Source organism: Anaerotruncus colihominis, assembly GCF_010206195.1.
In the GTDB taxonomy this organism is placed as follows: domain Bacteria; phylum Bacillota; class Clostridia; order Oscillospirales; family Ruminococcaceae; genus Anaerotruncus; species Anaerotruncus colihominis_A.
In genome coordinates this window covers 1-13,422 of the sequence record NZ_VIQT01000020.1, presented here as the reverse complement: position 1 = coordinate 13,422, position 13,422 = coordinate 1, and the positions used below count along the sequence as shown (strand labels likewise).

The window sequence follows — 13,422 nt, the reverse complement described above, 5'->3', positions numbered from 1 at the left end:
CATCACTCCCAAACATAACCAAAGCAGAATATATGATCTCCAATGGCCCCCCATATGCGATCATTCTCACCGTTACGAGAAAAGTACACCACATCAGCCGGAAGAACGGACGGACCATATAAAGCGGCGGCAACCGCTTCATATTGCATTTGTCCCGGTTCTGCGGTTTGCTGAACACAAATTGCGGAGAACTGCGGCATCGCTGTGTCCTCTCCTTGATGCAGCACGTCATGTACACTGTCCGGGAAGTCCGGGGAAATCACACGGTTCAATACGACTTCCGCAACGGCCTGTTGGCCTTTTGCACTTTGATTTCCAGCCTCCAGATAGACAATCGCTGCCAGTTCATGTAATTCGTTTTCTGAAATGTTGATAGAATCATACCGCTCGATGATCTGTGGGGTTGGAGATTCTGCTTCCATTTCCTGCTCTAAAATGACCATTTCAGCAGCCGGGAGTATTTCCATTGGTGCAGTTGGCACGTCTGTCAGAGCTTTTTTATTAGGGGCGTCTCCCTTCATTACAGACGCAACCGCCATAATCGTGGCAACGGCCACAAGTACACAGAGTTTTATGTAGGGTAACATCCAAATCCTGTATTGCTTCATCATTCCTCCTGTCTGCTGCGGTAGTCATCCCAAGCCATTGTCAAAGTTTGGGATACCTCCCGCAGCCTGCTTATGATAGACTCAATTTTCTGGCATCCGTATCCCCGTGGAGTAAGTGTGCGGATTAAATCCTCGGCGCCAAAATTTGTGGTGATAATGATTGGTTTCATGGCTTCGTATCGCTCGTTGATGATGGAATAAAGAATTGACATGGACCAATCGGTACATTGTTCTTTGCCAAGATCATCAATGATCAAGAGATCACACTCCCGATATGCCTTCATGACCTCATGTTCCGATGTGTATGCGTCGTCAAAAGCCCTTTTAATTTCATCCAGCAGATCAAAGGACGTTTTCATAATAACCGAGTATTCCTTATCGGTCAGGTACATGGCGATAGCGGCGGCCAAATGTGTCTTGCCGGTCCCATTGGTTCCCTCTATGTACAGTCCATCGCCGGTCTCTTTGATAATTGCAAAATTTTCAGCATATTCCCGGGCTGCGTTATATGCCTGCTTTCTGCCCGGGGTATCGGCTTTGAAACGTTCAAACGTCCGTTGCTGAAACCGTTTTCGAATCCCGCTTTTGGCAAGTAGATCGTTTACCCGACGGCGATGCCACATCCTCTGCTGCTCTTTTTCCTTCTCAAGACGTTTTCGTTCCTGTTCTGCGTCGTACCGTTCCCAATGTTTTACAGCATCAGGGCAGGTGCACCGAATTGGCATATTTGTCCATCGGAATATCCAGGGCGGGGGAGCATTGTCACGGTCATTGGTAAGATCGGGCATAATCATGCCCTCGTAGTAAAGCGGCGCGCCGCAATATTTGCATTTTTCCGGTGGCGGAGCAGGGCCGCAGGTTGATTTTATTCCTCGATCCTCGGCTTGCTTTGAGGTAATCTTTTGGCCATACTGCCGAAGGTCGGCATACTCGTCAGGATGATTCGGCTTTTCGGAATCCAGTTGAAGGTTTAAATTCGGCAGAATGCGGCTGATCCCTTCCAGGAGCAGCACCCCCTTTCACAGACAATCCCCATCTATCTCTGCTGCATTTTCGAATTACAAGGTTCCAGTCCCGCCATTTGTTTTTGTTTTTGGTGATCTGGGCGCTCTCATCGATGTAATCAATACATCGTTGCAGTTCGGCATCGCCAAGTTCGCGTTGAAGGCGCTCGTACTGATCGTCTGTCAGCTTCACCCATCCGTATTGACCATATTTCCGCAGCTGGCTCATTTTCTCGCGCGCGGGCAATGAGATATTTTCTTCTTTCGGAATATCTCTGTTATCTTCATCTTCACTTTTATCTTCAATTTCATATTCATTTTCAATTTCAATTTCATTTTCAGCGTTTGCTTCGGTTTTTGCTTGATCAAAATCCGAAGCAAAACGAGAAGCAAAAGCCCGCGCGCCGTTTTTTTGCCCTCGCCCTTGTCCGCCTCTTTTTCCCGCAGAAGCCCTTGTATCGCTGAGTTTGCCGTCACGCACCATACGCCTCTGGAATAAAACGTCCCCATCCATGGACAGAACGCCTTCATTCAGCAATTCTGTCAATGAACGCTCGATCGTCTCTATGTCATAAGGCATTTGCCGCATTAATTTACAAGCAAAATCATAAATTTGCTTTCCAGTTTGCTTATCCTTTTGCTTGAGCAAAATCGCACCATACTGTTCAGATTTATGCATAAGACACATGAGCCGGATATAGACGCCTGTACTCTCTGCGCTGCACTCAACCAATTTTTCATCTGTAAGAAAATCCATGACATAAAGCGGAAGATACGGTTGTTCTCTGCGGGACATAGATCATCCAACTCCTTTTTAACTTTGTCCATGCCACAGGGCCTTTTGGACAGGCCGCCCGCATGGAACGGCCTGTCCAAATAAATCAGAATGGCAAATCCCCGTCATCGTCCACCTCGGTGAAGTCGGGAATAGAATACACAGGTGCAGACGGCGGCGTACCTCTTCCGCCTGGAACATCGCTGTATCCGCCCGCTGGATAATTTTGATCACTACGGCCATCATTATCTTTCTTTGAATCCCCAAAGTAAACGCTGTCGGCTATGACTTCGGCGGACTTTCGCTTATTACCATCGCGGTCCTCCCAAAGACGAATCTGAAGCCGACCCTCCACTACGGCCATACGGCCCTTGGTAAAATATCTGGCAACAAATTCGGCAGTAGAACGCCAGGCGATCATGTCGATAAAGTCCGTTTCCTTCTCTCCGGTCTGCTTATTTTTGAAGTCACGGTCTACCGCCAGGGTGAAAGAGGCAACAGACGTGCCGTTTGGGGTACTGCGCAGTTCCGGATCACGGGTCAGCCGACCCATGATGATGATTCTATTGAGCATCGCCCTCCACCTCCGGCTTGCCCAGGAGCACCTTGTTCCGGGCTTTCTTGATGGCGGCCATGACGACATCGACGTTGTAGCTCTTGTTTCCCAAAATTACGACTTCCAAGACGTCGCGCTCCGCCTCGGCCCGCACCAGTTCCTCAAAGCGGTCCTGCGGCACCAGCACGAAGCCGGGCTCCAGGCACAGCTGCGCCAGCAGCTCCTCGGGGCTTCTCTTTTCATCCATGTGAACTTCCTCCTCGCGTTTCGTTCTCAATGATATGGATGGCCTTGCGACACTGCGCCACATCAAACATTCCGATATGGGTCTGCTCCACGGGCAGGCCCATCTTCTGGGCCAGCCAGCCATAAGCCGCGTTGCGGTGGCCGCGGAAGCGCCCCCGCTGCCACAGGGGGTCAAAAACGGCGTGGGCCCGTTTCTTCCAGTAGCGGAGTTCCGCGTTGGCCAGCCGGCCCAAGGGCTTGTCGGTGCCCTTGTGAACACCGACGTAGGCCATGCAATTCCGGCAGAGGTACATCATGCCGTAGCTCTTGCCGTAGATGACCTTGCTGTCCACATACTCAGCCTGCCGGCCGCAGTAGTCGCAGTAAACTTTTCTCATTCCTTATTCCAGTCCTCCTTGTACCGGGCCAGCTGCTCCGGGGTATCCGTCTCGACGCCCAGCTCCTTGGCTACCTCGATGGCCCCGTCAATCAGCCGAGCCATTTCCTTGCTGTCCATGAGGTGCGTCTGCTTGTAGACCAAGTAGCATTTGAACATCTTGCCGTTCTCCACGCGGGTGTCAAAGCATTTCACATAGGGATAGATGGTGGTCACATCCACTGACGCAGGAAGTTTGAAACCTACGGTGAGTCCGTCCTGATCTTTGGCCAAGGCGCCGTACTCGCATACTAGAGATTCCTTGGTGCTGTCCTCGCTGCCGCCGCGTTCAGCGGCAATCTTACTGACCAGGACGTGAAAATAGGCATTGGCCGACAGAGAACGGCGGTTACGGTGTTTTTTAATCTCCACATCCAACTCGGCCTCTTTGAGCCGGTCGAAATCCTCTCGGAAATCTCTGTCGACCTCGATGGTAATACGTTGCTTTCGATTGAGGCCCAGTGATAGATCAATCAGTCGTCCCTTCATAGCGCCAGCCACTTCTTTTTGTAAAGCGGGGCCAGCTCCAGGGCATCCAGCCATTCCAAAAAGTCTGAAATGGTGGGGATGATGCTGGGCGTCTCCTCGCGGTAGTACCGCTCCGTCCATACCTCGGAGCCGTTGCTTACCAGATATGTAAAGGTCTTCGCCTCCGGGACAATTTCAAAGTAGGTTGGGTGTTGGGTGCTACTGAAATACTTACCCCGGTCATAGCTACTGGAGAACTTGATGTCCTTGATGTCTCCGGCCTTGAGGCAGTCCAGCCGGCCATACAGTACCAGCGTCAGACCGCCAACCACGATAGTTTTGTTGGCCCGGTATTGCAAAACGCCCCCGCTGACAGTTTGAGCCACCTTAGCGGCGGCATCATACCACTTATGGTCAGCCGTCTGAATGTGGAACTGTCGAATTTCCTTGGTTTTTTCGTTCATTTCGCAGTAGTCGAACTCCGCCGCATTTCTAAGAATTGCTGTGACCAAATTTTCAAACGTGATGCCGTTCAGCATCTTGCCGCTAGGTTTTGTCTGCTCCCTATTGAGCGTAGACATGAACTCTGCCATTGGATCGCGCTTGGTGGTCATATCTTCATAGGGATTGCTCGCCATTGAATAGAGCCAAGAACTGAGTAAACTGTGTGTCATCAAATACCGGGCCATTTACTCCGCCCCCTTATCTCCCTCCGGAGGTGCCGAGGTGTACTTCTTCAACACATTGTCATAGAACAGTCCCAGTTTCTTGATTTTGGCGTTGAAAGCCGCATTGACTTCCTTCTTAGAGGTCAGGGCGTGCTTGACGGCCTTGATTTTCGACATGGCAGCGTTGGCGCTGTCCGCATCGGTGATGCCGGCGACGATCTTCCGCCCTTCGGCCATTGCTGCTTCGTAAGTCTCCTGTTCCTCCACACTCTGAGCCACCTCGGCGGCGGAGAACGCGTTGTACTGGGCAAACAATCGGGTCAGGAAATCGTTGGTCTTATCCGGCCCCAGCTCGGGCACCTGCCAGACACCATGAATGCCTCTGGTTCCCTTAGCGAAGTACCGCTCACAGTTGGAGAAACCGATGGTGCGGTTGTTGCCCTGGATCTCCACGAAGCCGCCCAGGTCCATCGGCTCCCAGACATTGTTCTTGGTCTGGCCTTCGACCTTGATGCGGAGCCGGGTGTTATCCCCATCCTTTTCCTCGATCGCGTGGAACACGATCACGATGTGCTTGTCCAGCTCGTAGAAGCAGTAATCCATCAACCGAACGAATTCCTTGCCGACGAAACCATAGCCCTTGAGAGAGAGCGATCCGTCACGCTGGCCATACTTGGGGTCTTTCTTAATGGCCCATAGAGACATAAGAGAAATGAGCTTTCCGCCGGTATCAAATACCAGAGTATCGAAGTCCTGAACGTTGATAGGTGTCAGATCCTCCAAGATCTCATCATAGCTCTTGGGCTGGATATAGGGCTTACGATACCGCGGCTCGATGCGATCGATGCCGAAGTCAATGTCAATGTGCAGGGGGCGGGGAGCGGACAGGGCCAAAGTGGACTTGCCGATGCCGGGGTAGCCGGCAATCAGCATACGGATTTTCTTAGCGCCCTCCTGAATTTCGTTGGGATTTCTAATCATGGCAGATAGCTCCTTTCAGTTATTGGCGGCCTCACGCCGCAGGATGATAGTCTCACGGCACCGGTGGCCGAAGTTGCCCTTTCGGAACATCTCGGTGCGTTCAAACACAGCCTGAGGGTACATATCGCTGCAATTCAGCAGTCCTTCGGTCTTGTCGGGGTGAAACGTCCGAAATGCAAATGCTGCAGCTCTTGCTGTTGGGGCCTCGACTTCAGTCCAGCCGCCGACAAAGGGCTGGTCGTCCGTGCCGTAGGTGAAATAGAACTTCATAGGGTTTCCCTCGTTTTAATGTATTGATTGGATGTGTGGCGGTTATTCGCCTGCTCTTTAGCTGTCGCCCACCGACAATTCTTCGGGTTATAACCTCCGTCGTTGTCGATACGGTCAATAGAAAGGCCAGTGTGATATCCGGAGCAGAGAGCCCATTCCTTGAATGCTGGATAGCTTTCGGCCTATTCGGGGCACATCTTGATGCCCCTACCGCCATAGCGCGGATAATCTTTGTTCTTTGGGTTCAATGTGCGCTGTTTGATGCCCGTCCAAACTTGATATAGCCGGGAGCCACACTCTCCATGGATAGTCCGGGCATCTCGTATTGCCTCTACTCTCATGCACCCGCAGGACTTAACAATGCCATCACGCAATTTCCGCCCTTGCACGGACTTTGGCTTTCCACACTCGCAGACACAGTTCCAATAAAGCTGGTGGTTTCTGACTTCATCAGGCCCGGTGACAGTCAGGTGCCCGAACTTAAGGCCAGTTAGGTCAATTACACTCATCGCTGGTGGCCTCCCAAGCATCGGCAGTCGTTACACACTCCTCACACCCGAAGATGTCCCCGTATGTGTCCTTGTAGAATGTATCAGTTTCACAGCCGCAGATTGGGCAGTGCGGGGACCGTGGCTCTTTCCCGTTTGGGTAGCCGGTGCGTTCCATGTTCTGAACGACAGGGTGGTCTGGAAGGTATCTCAGGCTCATTTGGTCCCGTCCTCCTTTTCTGCGATATACCGAAGAACCATGGCCGTGATCCATTCCTGAGCTGTGGCATAGCCATCGATCTCCATGTGCTGTTGCAACGCCGCGTAGACGCTATCCTCCAGACGTCCCGAGATACGACAGGTAAGCCGGTGCTGGCCGTGCCGCGTCCTCTTAGGCGGCTCCAGCTGCTCGGGGGCGAACCGCTCATACAGAGCTTTCATAGCGTCCGGTCTAATATTCACACCATACTCGTCGCCACGTTCACATTTGCTTTGCATGGTTTTATCGAACTTGGGATACAAGGTTTGGACGATGGCCACCATATCCTTTGCTGGCAGGCCAAGGTCAACACGCAGGCAGCGCAATTCGTTGTCATTTTGCATGGAGTTGCCCCCCAATGAACTTGACTTTTTACCGTTCCATTGATAAACTAAATAAAGTTCTTTTTGCTTAAAGCCGTTTTCGTGGCAGCGGAGACGGCTTCTTTTTTATGAAAGTCCGATCACGGCGCTAGATCATCCTTTTGCAGTCTGAAGTATTCGAGGTAAAAGCGCGTCCTCCTTTCTTCGATAAAGCGATCTCCCGGATAAGGCCGTATTTTGTCCAACCGCTCCTTGCCGCATTTGGGGCAATATGCTTCATTGAGAATAGGAAGAAGGATGATGTTGCTGATGCCGGCCAATCTGCTTAGACAATTGTCACAAATAGGGTTGTCCATCCCAGAATAGCCGGACAGCTCCTCACAGGTAATTTCGAGCCAAGGTGTTCCATTCTTTGTCCGATGAAATTCCGCCAAATCGTCAGCTCCTTTCAGCAAACGCATGGATGCAGTTGCCGCACAGAGAGACATCCTTGAAATTCACCAGGTCTTCTGTAGAACCACAGCAGATACAGCCCTGCTTGTAAGGCCGCGCCAGAATTCCATCATCTGTGACGAGAATCTCCATAGGGTCGTTCTCGTTGATACCCAGGGTTCGGCGAAACTCCTTTGGGATTACCAATCGGCCGAGATGATCAATACGGCGAACAATTCCAACAGCTTTCATAAGAAATCACCTCCTTTCAGTTCTCGGGGGTTGGCCCTCCATTGATTTGCGCCGCGCAGTTTCTTCGGCCAGCATCCTGCGGCCGTCCGGCTGCCTGAGAATACTTTCGGTCAACTCTATAGCCGCGAGAGCCGCCAGTTTTCGGATATATTCCGGGATATCGGACGTTGAAAATTCGAGGGTATCATGGGGCGCATTGCATTGGTATGTATCCATTGAAAGTCTCCTTTGTACTTGCAGATCATCAGAAAGATATGTTATAATCCAGTTGCAAGCCTTTGTTTTGGATTGGTTTGTATGCCCTGTCAGGTGTCGTCAGCACTTGTCGGGGCGTTTTCTTGGTTATGCATTCCCGATATCGGGAAGTAGTGCAGCCGGTGTCAATCCCCAAACTTGGAGCACAGCCCTTGGATAATCCGGGTCGTAGTCAAATACTACCCGGATTTTGCTTTTCTCCGCCTTATACAGACCGAGTGCCTCCGGCAATTGTCCCAGCCGCGCAATTGCAGTGCCATCATTGGGCCAAAGCCCTATAGTCTGCGCCGTACTGTCGCCATTGTACCCATAGTGTTTCAGGATTGCTTTGGCATCCGGATTGTTATCATCCACTTAATGCACCTCCCTCCTGCCGCCCGCTGGGCGGTTTTTTTCTTGCACGGGTTCATACCGCCCCTTCCTTTTTTTCTCCGGTTTGATATACTGGTCTCGACGGTGTTACCGCGTCGCTAAAACTCAGTATGGAAGGGGGGGTGTTTCCATGTCCAACACGCGCTCTTTTTGTGACCAACCAGGTCACGAACATGCGCTTGTCCCTCAAATTGTCGAAGTCCGCGACAACTTAGGCACTCTGGCCGTACAGGTGCTTGCAGCAAGGGAGGACTTATCCAAAATGGACTACTCTGAAATGCTGGATAAGCTCTACCAGATTGTAGATGACCTGCACACTGAATACGACCGCCGTAAACCTACGAGCATCACCGATTAAAGCGTTCTTTCTTGGCAACCTCTTGGATGCTGACACCATCCAGGAGGTTGTTTGCTTTATCGTTGAGCACAGTTCTCACATAGTTGAGTGCGCTGATTGCCTCTTGGTAAGACAGATTGCTATCCACAACAGCGGTCATCAGCTTATCGCGTAGTGATAACTCCCCCTCTGAACAGTAAAACGGCATCTCACAACCTCCTTCACACCACCCTCGGGCGGCTTTTTCTTGCTTTTTTGTTTGCCCCTTTTCTCGCTATATGGTATAATTTGGGTGGAAAGGGGATGAACTTATGAATACGCAAAAATTAGCCTATGACTTGGCACTTGTTTATGCGCAGGCACAGTACACACAGGCGTTAGCCGAAAACAGAGTAGTAGTCGAACCAGATAATCCACAATATCCCAGTCATTCTTTACTGCTGACAGAGGCCTTCACCGATATGTACATAGAGCTGCTCAACTCTCCCGGTCTCGTTGAAGGGCTTCAAGAGTGGGAACCGAAACTTCTCGACACAGACTGATCGCCAGGTTGCAGGCCTTTTCTAACTGCCAGATGGACAGCCCGTGTGCGCTTGCGTTTTCGAGAATTACACGGGCAAATCGTTCTGCGGCGATTTCTTTTCCCCGCTTTTCCTCGTAGAGCCGTCTCAAAGCTGGAATCTTTGGGGCGGTTGCTTTTTCGTCTTGCATCGCTTTCACCTTCTTTCATTGCTAGACTCTGATATTGCTATAGTGGGATTATGCGCTGGTCGGGTCCGTATCTCGTTTTACCGGATATCCGAAAAGGTCATTTGGCGTAGTGTCAAGCGCAATTGCGATAGCCATAACATCAATATCCTTGATGATTCGCCTGCCAGTCATCAATGCACTGAACTGCTTTTCAGAAAATCCAGCTTTAGCGGCAACCACTCGCTGTTTTAGCCCCTTATCAGCGATAATACGTTTGGTGTTTGCAGCAATTAGAGATGTTCCCATTTTTCACCCCTCCGATCTAAAGAATCTTGATGACAAAACCATAATAACTCAAGATTCTTTATAAGTCAAGTGTTTTTTCTAAAGTTTCTTGAATTTTTATCTTGACGAATTAAGGGTTTTATGTTTAAATATGGGTATAAGGGGGGGCATTATGGGAATTGGAAAACGTCTCAGGGAGGCCCGTGAAAAGGCTGGATTCACTCAAGAGGAATTGGGGAAAATGATAGGAGTTACTGGTTCCGCAATTACCAACTACGAAAAAGAAACCAGTCATCCTAAAGAACCTATCATGTACGCACTCATTGATGCGCTTAATGTTGAGCCTAATTTTCTATTTCAAGATTGCGTACATCTTCCTCAAAAAGCGAAATCCCCCGGTACAACTGAAGTTGTACCGGGGGAAGATAACATATCATTGGAAGAATCAAATTATTTGTTGCGTGCTCTCGGCTTGATTCAAGAGGGACAACAACTCTCCGATGATGATCTTGCGTTTCTCGCTCACATTATCGGTTTGTTGGAGGCTTGGTTTAGCAAAGGTAAGTAGGGCATTATAAACCTGTTGCGCATGAGAGCATGAATTGAGCAGGGCGTTGAACTTTTCGTTGTTGCTCACGGGGACTCCTTTCCGCCCTGGCGCCAAGGCTATGTATTTGTACAGGAAAATTATATCATATTTTACTAAAAATAATTAAAAATGTGATAAAATAACTGTTTTCGTTATTGCAAAAGGCAGGGACATTTTAATTTGAGGAGGACGTTCTTATGAAAAAAGTTGCAATTATCCTTGCTTGTGTGCTGTTTTTTGTCGGGTGTAGTAACGGCGCAGGAGGCAATGCCCAACAAAGTGAACCGTCTATTGAAACGTCAAGCACTTTAGGAGTTTATGAGGGAGAAATTACCCTTAACTTCTTGTTTGGAACGCGTACTGGAACCTACTCTGGAGAAATCGACGAGAACGGGCTTCCAGATGGGCGGGGAAAGTTTACATCAAAAAACTTAACCGGAGAAATATGGACATATGAGGGAGAATGGATTGCTGGTCATTGGGAAGGGACTGGTACGTCTACTTGGGAAAGTGGACAGGTTTATAGCGGTGAATTTACTAACGATTCTGAAACAGGACGTGGGACCTTTATTATGGAGACGGGAGAAAAATATGAGGGTACATTTAACGCTAGAGTCCTCTCTGGTGATGGGATACTCTACTACCCTGATGGATCCAGTTTTATAGGAACTTTTACTGATTTTTACAATGCCACAGGTGAATATTGCGATAAAGATGGGGTTTCATACGAGGCAACTATAAAAGATGGGGAACTCGATCTGCGTCCTTTATGTGACTTTTTTAGCGATGAAGAACGGCAAAATCAGTATAACAACTTATATCAATCTTATCGTTATTCAGAACTTATTGCATACATTAACGAGTATTTGTCAGAAAATGATGCAACACCGCTTGATTCCGCCTACGCAATACTTGATTTGATTATTCCAGCATCACAGTATGAGGAGAATTGGAACATCAGTTTAGATGAATTTGACAGTAAATATGTTTTATCTTTTGTTGGGGCTGACAGCATCACAAAAGATAGCTCTGTTGCCGTTTCTGTCGAAGGTACAAGCCTAAATATAAAAGTTGGCTTTAGAAAAACCGACTGGTTATTCTTTGATCATATTGAATTGAGCATCAACGGAGAACGGGTTTATACTGCAAGAGTGAATTCTTACGACTGTACAAGAAACGTAATATCAGGAAATACAATTGAGGAGTATTGCGAATGCGGCTTTTATGACAGCGTATTGGAACAACTTGAAACAGCCGAAACGGCTATTCTTAGATTCTCCTGCGAGGAAAGCGGAGAAGTTTATGATCACACTCTTACCCAAAATGAGATAGATGCGCTATATTGCGGATTACTATTGAGGGTAAACAACAGAGAGTTAAGCAATCTTATTTATCGTTACAATAATCCAAAGTGAAGCGGGAGGTGCAGAATGTCTCCACGCAAGAAACTGGCGGACCAGCAGGAACGCTATTCCGGCACCGCCGTCATCTACGCTCGGTACAGTTCCCACAACCAGCGGGATGTGAGCATTGAGCAGCAGGTTAAGCAGTGCCAGGAATTTGCCCAGCAGAATAGCTTTCAAATCATAGAGATCTACGCTGATCGGGCCATCAGTGGCAAAACGGACAAACGCCCCAATTTCCAGCGGATGATGCGAGACGCTGAAAAGAAAAAGTTTAAATATGTAATCGCCTGGAAGTCAAACCGTATGGGTCGCAATATGCTCCAAGCTATGATGAACGAGGCCAAGTTAAATGATTTGGGCATACGGGTTCTCTATGCCGAGGAGGATTTCGACGATACTGCTGCCGGCCGGTTTGCGCTTCGCTCAATGATGAATGTCAATCAGTTCTATAGTGAGAATATGGCGGAGGATATCAAGCGCGGGTTATACGACAATGCCGCCAAATGTAAAATTGCCAATGGAGGGTTGCCGCTTGGTTACAAAAAAGGCGATGATCTGCGCTATGCTCTGGACCCGCCGAATGATGAAATTGTCCGCGAGATTTTCAGCCGGACGGCCTGCGGAGATTCATTCGCTGATATTGCCGCCGACTTAAACGCCCGAGGGATAAAGACCAGCAGGGGAAAAACATGGGGGAAAAACAGTTTCCATGCTCTGTTGACCAATGAAAGATACACAGGAGTATATATTTATGGTGATATACGAATCGAAGGAGGGGTTCCTCAGATTGTGGACAAAGGGCTTTTCTTTCGCGTACAGGAGGTGTTGAAAACGAAAAAGAATCCGCAAGGCCGACATCGGATCAACGGAGATTATTTACTTACTGGAAAACTGTTTTGTGGTCACTGTAAAAGTCCCATGGCCGGTATCTCAGGCACTGGAAAGAACGGAAAACTGCATCATTACTACATCTGCCAAAAAAGGCGTATGGAGAAGTCCTGTGATAAAGCCAATATACGCCGGGATAAGATCGAGCATGAGGTTGCTGTCGCAATTCGTAATTATATCATGCGTGACGATGTCCTGGAATGGATCGCCGACAGCGCAATGACCTTTGCTAAGGAATACCGAAACCAGACCTGTATAGGCTCTTTGGAAACCCAGTTGGCCGAGAATAAACAGGCTACTAAAAACCTACTGACAGCCATTGAACATGGCATCATCACCTCCACTACAAAGGATCGGCTGCTGGAATTGGAAAGAGAACAGGCTATTTTGGTTTCTCGTTTGGATGAAGAACAGGCTTCCCTCCTGCATTACTCACGGGATGATATTATTTCCGCTATGTCCCTATATAAAAACGGAAACATTGAGGATAAAGCTTTTCAAGCAAAACTGTTCGATACATTTCTAATTGCTGTATATCTCTATGATGATCACTTAAAAATAGAATTCAGTGTTACAGGAAAGAAAACCTTTGTAAATCTCCCACTGGATACTTCTGTTATAGATAATATAGAAAGCTTTGCCGCAGAAGAATGTTCGTTTAGTCTCTCTTTAGGGCCACCAAACAGTCAAAATCCGAACCCAACGGGTTCGGATTTTGTATTTTTAATTCCACCAAAAGAAAACCAGACGAACACAATGCCAGCCATTTATATGCTTGGCGGGGTGTTCGTTTTGGTTTATCCACCTAAAATTTAAAAAGCCAAAAGTCTATTATACAGATTTTCACTGTATAAT

General features: G+C 48.6%; 22 protein-coding genes. 5 read left to right on the top strand and 17 right to left on the bottom strand.

Annotated features, from left to right (window positions below; genetic code table 11):
- Nucleotides 1-2: 2 nt before the first annotated feature.
- From FMM72_RS14015 to FMM72_RS13945, 15 genes are all read right to left on the bottom strand, one after another.
- Entirely contained in the window at nt 3-611 is a 609-nt protein-coding gene (locus FMM72_RS14015) for a cell wall hydrolase (protein WP_162221776.1), read from the bottom strand.
- Nucleotides 608-1,396, bottom strand: coding sequence for an ATP-binding protein (locus tag FMM72_RS14010; protein WP_055245901.1), 789 nt, complete (start codon nt 1,394-1,396; stop codon nt 608-610). The genes FMM72_RS14015 and FMM72_RS14010 overlap by 4 nt, the downstream gene beginning before the upstream one ends.
- Nucleotides 1,397-1,541: 145 nt before the next feature.
- Nucleotides 1,542-2,408 (bottom strand): hypothetical protein, encoded by an 867-nt coding sequence (locus FMM72_RS14005; RefSeq protein WP_162221775.1) that lies wholly within the window; start codon nt 2,406-2,408, stop codon nt 1,542-1,544.
- Between the two features lie 85 nt (nt 2,409-2,493).
- Nucleotides 2,494-2,961 carry a single-stranded DNA-binding protein gene (locus FMM72_RS14000; protein WP_006873569.1) on the bottom strand — a complete coding sequence of 156 codons (468 nt, stop codon included), beginning with the start codon at nt 2,959-2,961 and terminating at the stop codon, nt 2,494-2,496.
- The gene (locus FMM72_RS13995) at nt 2,951-3,190 is read right to left on the bottom strand and encodes a hypothetical protein (RefSeq protein WP_006873568.1); all 240 of its coding nucleotides are present in this window, start codon (nt 3,188-3,190) and stop codon (nt 2,951-2,953) included. The genes FMM72_RS14000 and FMM72_RS13995 overlap by 11 nt, the downstream gene beginning before the upstream one ends.
- Nucleotides 3,183-3,566 carry a DUF3268 family zinc-finger domain-containing protein gene (locus tag FMM72_RS13990; RefSeq protein ID WP_055245902.1) on the bottom strand — a complete coding sequence of 128 codons (384 nt, stop codon included), beginning with the start codon at nt 3,564-3,566 and terminating at the stop codon, nt 3,183-3,185. Before FMM72_RS13990 ends, FMM72_RS13995 begins: the two co-directional genes overlap by 8 nt.
- The gene (locus FMM72_RS13985; protein WP_243157826.1) at nt 3,563-3,982 is read right to left on the bottom strand and encodes a hypothetical protein; all 420 of its coding nucleotides are present in this window, start codon (nt 3,980-3,982) and stop codon (nt 3,563-3,565) included. Before FMM72_RS13985 ends, FMM72_RS13990 begins: the two co-directional genes overlap by 4 nt.
- 107 nt (nt 3,983-4,089) lie before the next feature.
- Entirely contained in the window at nt 4,090-4,710 is a 621-nt protein-coding gene (locus FMM72_RS13980) for a hypothetical protein (protein WP_243157825.1), read from the bottom strand.
- 51 nt (nt 4,711-4,761) lie between these two features.
- Nucleotides 4,762-5,721: an ATP-binding protein gene (locus FMM72_RS13975; RefSeq protein WP_162221774.1), complete on the bottom strand. Its 960-nt coding sequence runs from the start codon at nt 5,719-5,721 to the stop codon at nt 4,762-4,764.
- A 15-nt stretch (nt 5,722-5,736) separates the two neighbouring features.
- Complete coding sequence (locus tag FMM72_RS13970) at nt 5,737-5,991, bottom strand: hypothetical protein (protein ID WP_162221773.1); 255 nt, start codon at nt 5,989-5,991, stop codon at nt 5,737-5,739.
- 704 nt (nt 5,992-6,695) lie between these two features.
- Nucleotides 6,696-7,082, bottom strand: coding sequence for a hypothetical protein (locus FMM72_RS13965; RefSeq protein ID WP_162221772.1), 387 nt, complete (start codon nt 7,080-7,082; stop codon nt 6,696-6,698).
- 119 nt (nt 7,083-7,201) lie between these two features.
- A complete protein-coding gene (locus FMM72_RS13960; RefSeq protein ID WP_162221771.1) occupies nt 7,202-7,495 on the bottom strand; it encodes a hypothetical protein in 294 nt (97 codons plus the stop codon).
- Nucleotides 7,496-7,499: 4 nt separating this feature from the next.
- On the bottom strand, nt 7,500-7,745 hold the full coding sequence (locus FMM72_RS13955; RefSeq protein ID WP_040341999.1) for an AbrB/MazE/SpoVT family DNA-binding domain-containing protein: 246 nt from the start codon (nt 7,743-7,745) through the stop codon (nt 7,500-7,502).
- Nucleotides 7,746-7,751: 6 nt separating this feature from the next.
- A complete protein-coding gene (locus FMM72_RS13950; protein WP_162221770.1) occupies nt 7,752-7,961 on the bottom strand; it encodes a hypothetical protein in 210 nt (69 codons plus the stop codon).
- Between the two features lie 126 nt (nt 7,962-8,087).
- Nucleotides 8,088-8,354: a hypothetical protein gene (locus FMM72_RS13945; RefSeq protein WP_006873559.1), complete on the bottom strand. Its 267-nt coding sequence runs from the start codon at nt 8,352-8,354 to the stop codon at nt 8,088-8,090.
- 148 nt (nt 8,355-8,502) lie between these two features.
- Here FMM72_RS13945 and FMM72_RS13940 point away from each other — a divergent pair, with 148 nt between their 5' ends.
- Nucleotides 8,503-8,730 carry a hypothetical protein gene (locus FMM72_RS13940; RefSeq protein WP_006873558.1) on the top strand — a complete coding sequence of 76 codons (228 nt, stop codon included), beginning with the start codon at nt 8,503-8,505 and terminating at the stop codon, nt 8,728-8,730.
- Here FMM72_RS13940 and FMM72_RS13935 read toward each other — a convergent pair.
- Nucleotides 8,720-8,917, bottom strand: a complete 198-nt coding sequence (locus FMM72_RS13935; RefSeq protein WP_006873557.1) for a hypothetical protein — start codon at nt 8,915-8,917, stop codon at nt 8,720-8,722. The genes FMM72_RS13940 and FMM72_RS13935 overlap by 11 nt on opposite strands.
- 103 nt (nt 8,918-9,020) lie before the next feature.
- Here FMM72_RS13935 and FMM72_RS13930 point away from each other — a divergent pair, with 103 nt between their 5' ends.
- Nucleotides 9,021-9,251, top strand: a complete 231-nt coding sequence (locus FMM72_RS13930; protein ID WP_006873556.1) for a hypothetical protein — start codon at nt 9,021-9,023, stop codon at nt 9,249-9,251.
- A 217-nt stretch (nt 9,252-9,468) separates the two neighbouring features.
- Here FMM72_RS13930 and FMM72_RS13925 read toward each other — a convergent pair whose 3' ends face one another.
- A complete protein-coding gene (locus tag FMM72_RS13925) occupies nt 9,469-9,705 on the bottom strand; it encodes a helix-turn-helix domain-containing protein (protein ID WP_006873554.1) in 237 nt (78 codons plus the stop codon).
- Between the two features lie 151 nt (nt 9,706-9,856).
- On the opposite strand from FMM72_RS13925, the gene FMM72_RS13920 reads away from it, so the two are divergent.
- The 3 genes from FMM72_RS13920 (at nt 9,857) to FMM72_RS13910 (ending at nt 13,383) form a co-directional block, all read left to right on the top strand.
- Entirely contained in the window at nt 9,857-10,252 is a 396-nt protein-coding gene (locus tag FMM72_RS13920) for a helix-turn-helix domain-containing protein (protein WP_050751757.1), read from the top strand.
- A gap of 218 nt (nt 10,253-10,470) precedes the next feature.
- Nucleotides 10,471-11,688 (top strand): MORN repeat-containing protein, encoded by a 1,218-nt coding sequence (locus FMM72_RS13915; RefSeq protein ID WP_162221769.1) that lies wholly within the window; start codon nt 10,471-10,473, stop codon nt 11,686-11,688.
- A gap of 15 nt (nt 11,689-11,703) precedes the next feature.
- Nucleotides 11,704-13,383, top strand: a complete 1,680-nt coding sequence (locus tag FMM72_RS13910; RefSeq protein ID WP_243157824.1) for a recombinase family protein — start codon at nt 11,704-11,706, stop codon at nt 13,381-13,383.
- Nucleotides 13,384-13,422 lie beyond the last annotated feature (39 nt).

Coding starts and splice junctions, on each gene's coding strand:
- FMM72_RS14015 (WP_162221776.1), bottom strand. CDS start 611: ATGATGAAGCAATACAGGATTTGGATGTTACCCTACATAAAACTCTGT.
- FMM72_RS14010 (WP_055245901.1), bottom strand. CDS start 1,396: ATGCCCGATCTTACCAATGACCGTGACAATGCTCCCCCGCCCTGGATA.
- FMM72_RS14005 (WP_162221775.1), bottom strand. CDS start 2,408: ATGTCCCGCAGAGAACAACCGTATCTTCCGCTTTATGTCATGGATTTT.
- FMM72_RS14000 (WP_006873569.1), bottom strand. CDS start 2,961: ATGCTCAATAGAATCATCATCATGGGTCGGCTGACCCGTGATCCGGAA.
- FMM72_RS13995 (WP_006873568.1), bottom strand. CDS start 3,190: ATGGATGAAAAGAGAAGCCCCGAGGAGCTGCTGGCGCAGCTGTGCCTG.
- FMM72_RS13990 (WP_055245902.1), bottom strand. CDS start 3,566: ATGAGAAAAGTTTACTGCGACTACTGCGGCCGGCAGGCTGAGTATGTG.
- FMM72_RS13980 (WP_243157825.1), bottom strand. CDS start 4,710: ATGGCGAGCAATCCCTATGAAGATATGACCACCAAGCGCGATCCAATG.
- FMM72_RS13975 (WP_162221774.1), bottom strand. CDS start 5,721: ATGATTAGAAATCCCAACGAAATTCAGGAGGGCGCTAAGAAAATCCGT.
- FMM72_RS13970 (WP_162221773.1), bottom strand. CDS start 5,991: ATGAAGTTCTATTTCACCTACGGCACGGACGACCAGCCCTTTGTCGGC.
- FMM72_RS13965 (WP_162221772.1), bottom strand. CDS start 7,082: ATGCAAAATGACAACGAATTGCGCTGCCTGCGTGTTGACCTTGGCCTG.
- FMM72_RS13955 (WP_040341999.1), bottom strand. CDS start 7,745: ATGAAAGCTGTTGGAATTGTTCGCCGTATTGATCATCTCGGCCGATTG.
- FMM72_RS13950 (WP_162221770.1), bottom strand. CDS start 7,961: ATGGATACATACCAATGCAATGCGCCCCATGATACCCTCGAATTTTCA.
- FMM72_RS13940 (WP_006873558.1), top strand. CDS start 8,503: ATGTCCAACACGCGCTCTTTTTGTGACCAACCAGGTCACGAACATGCG.
- FMM72_RS13935 (WP_006873557.1), bottom strand. CDS start 8,917: ATGCCGTTTTACTGTTCAGAGGGGGAGTTATCACTACGCGATAAGCTG.
- FMM72_RS13930 (WP_006873556.1), top strand. CDS start 9,021: ATGAATACGCAAAAATTAGCCTATGACTTGGCACTTGTTTATGCGCAG.
- FMM72_RS13925 (WP_006873554.1), bottom strand. CDS start 9,705: ATGGGAACATCTCTAATTGCTGCAAACACCAAACGTATTATCGCTGAT.
- FMM72_RS13920 (WP_050751757.1), top strand. CDS start 9,857: ATGGGAATTGGAAAACGTCTCAGGGAGGCCCGTGAAAAGGCTGGATTC.
- FMM72_RS13915 (WP_162221769.1), top strand. CDS start 10,471: ATGAAAAAAGTTGCAATTATCCTTGCTTGTGTGCTGTTTTTTGTCGGG.
- FMM72_RS13910 (WP_243157824.1), top strand. CDS start 11,704: ATGTCTCCACGCAAGAAACTGGCGGACCAGCAGGAACGCTATTCCGGC.